Genomic DNA, 4307 nt, shown 5'->3' with positions numbered 1-4307 from the left:
ACTTTGTTTTCGATGACATCACCAAAAATCCAGCATAGCATATCATAAAAATGAACACCTATATTTGACGCTATGCCCCCAGATTTAGCTTCATTGCCTTTCCACGACACAAAATACCATCGTCCTCTTGAGGTCAAATAGGTCAAATCGATATCATACACTTTATTAGGATCTTTTTCTAATTCCGCCGTAATCCTTTCTTTTAAAGCGATAAGGGATGGATGCAGTCTGAGTTGCAGGATATTGTAAATTTTTTTACCAGTTTCATTTTCAATGACCTTTAGTTGATCAACATTCCACGGATTAAGGACCAAAGGTTTTTCTGAAATGGCATCGGCACCGCTTCGCAAAGCAAATCGGATGTGTGAGTCGTGCAAATAATTAGGAGAGCAGATCGATACATAGTCAATTTTATGGCCATGATCCCTGCGCCATTTGTCCACAAAACGATCAAAACGCTCAAATTCCGTAAAAAAACTGGCCTGTGGGAAATAGCTGTCCATAATTCCGATGCCATCATACGGATCCAAAGCGGCCACCAAGGTGTTGCCAGTATCCTTAATAGCTTTCATGTGACGTGGGGCAATATAGCCCGAAGCACCAATGAGGGCAAAGTTTTTCATGACGTGGTTTTTATCAGTTGTGGATTGTCGGTTGTTAGTTGTGCGTTATTAACTAAACTTTTATATTCTAAATTCTTTCTTCAAAATTGACATAAGACGTATGACGGTTTTGTGAGTTTTATTATATTTTATTGAATTTTCCATCACTATTTTTTCAAAACATTTTAATAAAAGTTCAATTTCTAATGACGGTTTAAGATTAATTTCAACTTCATTTATAGAACACAGATGACACTGATTTTACTGATTTTCATTGATTTTCTCTTTGTAGCTGGATGTCTTTGTGAGACCAATTTCTCAGTGATTCACCGAAGACTCACAAAGCTATTCAACTTCTCCCTATGATCAGGATCAATTCCTCCCGTCCCGATAACTATCGGGAGCTATCGGGATTCGATTTCAATTTCAACTTCGATTTCTATCGTCTATATTCTATTCTCTAGTTTCTGCTCTCAAAAATCTACTGACTACCCACTAATTCCCATAAAACTCTTTATACCATTTCACAAAAGCTTCAATGCCTTTAGTGACTTCGGTTTTAGGCTGGTAATTAAAATCGTTTTTTAAACGGGCAACATTGGCATAAGTTTGCTTTACATCGCCTGGCTGCATGGGCATCATCTGCTTAATGGCTTTTTTGTCGAGCGCTTTTTCAATAGCTTCAATATATTCTAAGAGTTGCACAGGTTTACTATTTCCAATATTGTAGAGTTTATAAAGTGATTTTTTATCAGGGGTTTCTAACAGGGTTGCGATAACTCCGTTGACAATATCGTCGATATAGGTAAAATCACGTGACAAATCGCCATTATTAAACACCTTTACCGGCTGATTGTTAATAATGGCTTCGGTAAACAAAAACATCGCCATATCCGGTCGGCCCCAAGGACCATAAACGGTAAAAAAGCGCAATCCAATGGTTTCAAAGCCGTACAAATGACTATAGGCATGCGCCATCAACTCATTGGCTTTTTTTGTAGCCGCATAAAGACTGACAGGATGGTCCACATTGGCGGTTTCATCAAAAGGCACTGCGTCACTATTGCCATACACACTAGAGCTACTGGCATATACTAATTTGGAAACTTTATAATTGCGGCAACATTCAAGAATATTTAAAAAACCTGTCAAATTGCTATCGGCATAAGCTTCAGGGTTTTCCAATGAGTAGCGCACGCCTGCCTGAGCAGCCAAATTACAAACGCTGTCAATTTTATAGTTTTCAAAAAGCTTCGGTAAAGCCTCCCGATCTTCAAGGTTCATTTTAACAAAAACCATGCGGTTGCCAAAGGTGGTACTTGTGGTGTAATTCAGCTCTTGGACGGCTTCTGTTTTGTCAATTCCCAATTGCTCCAAACGCGCCAGCTTCAAATTAATATCATAATAATCGTTGATATTATCTAAGCCGATCACATGGTGACCTTGTTCCAATAAAGTTTTAGAGACATGAAAGCCAATAAAACCAGCAGCTCCTGTGACCAAAAATGTTTTTGGGTGATGATTATTTACCGATGACATACACTTGAAATCCAATAGTTTCTAATGCTTCTTTATTCAATATTCCACGGCCGTCAAATACAAACGCTGGTTTTTTCATGTTATCATAAATCTGTTGCCAATCGTAGGTTTTAAATTCATCCCACTCCGTCAATACCGCTATGGCATGTGCATTTTCACAAGCTTCGTACGGATCGAGCACCGTAGTGAGGTAATTTTGATTATCGGCCTCCGAACGTGTGTTGAGGTAATTAAGGTCATTTTGCATCTGCTCGGCCGTTACTTTGGGATCGAAGACAACAATGTTGGCCTGTTCTTCGATGAGTTGATCGGACACATAAATGGCCGCCGACTCGCGGGTATCGTTGGTGTCCTTTTTAAAAGCCCAGCCTAGAAAGGCAATTTTTTTGCCTGAAATGGTATTATAAAGTGTTTGAATGATTTTGGATGCAAAGCGCCGCTTTTGATAGTCGTTCATGATGATGACTTGCTCCCAATAATCGGCCACTTCGTTAAGACCGTATGATTTTGCAATATAGACCAAGTTCAAAATATCCTTTTGGAAACACGAGCCTCCAAAACCAACCGAAGCCTTTAAAAACTTAGGTCCAATTCGGCTGTCTTTGCCAATGGCTATGGCCACCTCGTTAACATCTGCACCGGTAACTTCACATAATTCAGACATGGCGTTGATGGAGGAGACCCGTTGCGCCAAAAATGCATTGGCGGTTAATTTTGATAGTTCTGAAGACCATAAATTGGTAGTCAGGATATTTTCAACCGGTACCCAAGTGGCATAAACATTAACTAAAGCTTGGATGGCCTCTAAGCCTGCTTCGGTTTGTTCACCACCGATCAGTACGCGATCTGGTGCCATCAAATCTTGAATGGCTGTACCTTCTGCCAAGAATTCAGGATTGGATAGGATTTGGTATTTGACGCCATTGCCGGTATTGTGCAAAATACTTTTAATGGCTTGTGCGGTTCTTACCGGTAAGGTTGATTTTTCGACAACGATCTTATCGGTTTTGGCAACACGTGCAATTTGCCTTGCGCATAACTCAATATATTTCAAATCGGCCGCCATTCCTTTGCCTTGTCCGTAGGTTTTGGTCGGTGTATTGACCGAAATAAAGATCATATCTGCAGCTTCAATGGCAGCATCTACATCGGTGCTGAAAAACAGGTTTCGGTTTCTGGCTTCGGCCACTACTTTATCCAAGCCTGGCTCGTAGATAGGCAATTGGTCCAAATCGTCGTGATTCCACGCAGCAATACGTGCTGTGTTGATGTCCACCACAGTGACCTTGATATCCGGATTTTTTTGGGCAATGACTGCCATTGTAGGACCGCCTACATAACCTGCTCCAATACAGCAAATATTTTTAACTTTCATTCTTTTATATTATTAGTTAAGTAACTTGATAGCTTCGCTGATGGCAATCCCCAAAAAAAAATCGGACAAACATCAGATGCAAAGCCAACTGATTATTAATCTATAATTATTATTATTATTATTATTATTATTATTTATTTAGTCGATGACCTTCTTCAACTACATAGGAACCTGGTTATTAAAGCGTTTTGTTCTCCTTTATTAATGCATCTTAATTGGTTGTTGATTACGTTTTATTTGCTATAAGATGCTATGTGTCTATGTCGTTTAATGTTTTTGTTATATGGTGAAAACCTTCATTATCAAATCCATCACCAAAAGAAGCAAAAATATGATTATTTAAATAATGAACCGAAAGATTAGTTGATTTTTAGTTTAACGACATATCCCAGACTATGAAGTACCACCCAGCACTGATTTCCAGAAATATATTTTACCGTTCCTTTTTCGGCTGTTATGCCAAAAGGCTTTAAGTCAATCTCTTGGCCGATGTTAATTTTTTCAGTAGCTAGGATCTGCTCTTTTTGATTGGCAATTTCCATGAGCAGATCCACTTCCTTTTCGGGTACTATTGCCGGTTTCCCCAGCCAGAACAAATAGCGTACGGCTCCTTGAACGGCAAACACCTCGGCCCGTTTTTTTTCATCACATTGCACCAATACCATGGAGGGCAATAGCGGCACGACCACTTTCTTTTTACGGTCGCTCCACTGTCGGACTTCGATGCGGGTAGGGCAGCAGACCTCAAAGCCCAATTCAACAAGGCGATTGGCGACTTTAATTTCAGATTT

Annotated in this window: 4 protein-coding genes; all 4 read right to left on the bottom strand. The window is 39.7% G+C overall.

Going from position 1 to position 4307, the window contains the following annotated elements; all coding sequences use genetic code 11:
* Positions 1–623, bottom strand: a 623-nt coding sequence (locus VNJ50_RS01760) for a Gfo/Idh/MocA family oxidoreductase (RefSeq protein WP_325578467.1), incomplete at its 3' end; no start/stop codon positions are given.
* Positions 624–1097: 474 nt separating this feature from the next.
* The gene (locus VNJ50_RS01755) at positions 1098–2141 is read right to left on the bottom strand and encodes an NAD-dependent epimerase/dehydratase family protein (RefSeq protein ID WP_325578465.1); all 1044 of its coding nucleotides are present in this window, start codon (positions 2139–2141) and stop codon (positions 1098–1100) included.
* Positions 2125–3516 carry a UDP-glucose 6-dehydrogenase gene (locus tag VNJ50_RS01750; RefSeq protein ID WP_325578464.1) on the bottom strand — a complete coding sequence of 464 codons (1392 nt, stop codon included), beginning with the start codon at positions 3514–3516 and terminating at the stop codon, positions 2125–2127. Before VNJ50_RS01750 ends, VNJ50_RS01755 begins: the two co-directional genes overlap by 17 nt.
* A 359-nt stretch (positions 3517–3875) precedes the next feature.
* Positions 3876–4307: transcription termination/antitermination NusG family protein (locus tag VNJ50_RS01745; RefSeq protein ID WP_325578463.1), on the bottom strand; the 432-nt coding region annotated here is incomplete at its 5' end.

The organism is Gelidibacter sp. (genome assembly GCF_035577925.1).
GTDB lineage: Bacteria > Bacteroidota > Bacteroidia > Flavobacteriales > Flavobacteriaceae > Gelidibacter.
Note: the sequence above shows the minus strand (reverse complement) of the source record. Positions and strands in the feature narration are given on the sequence as shown.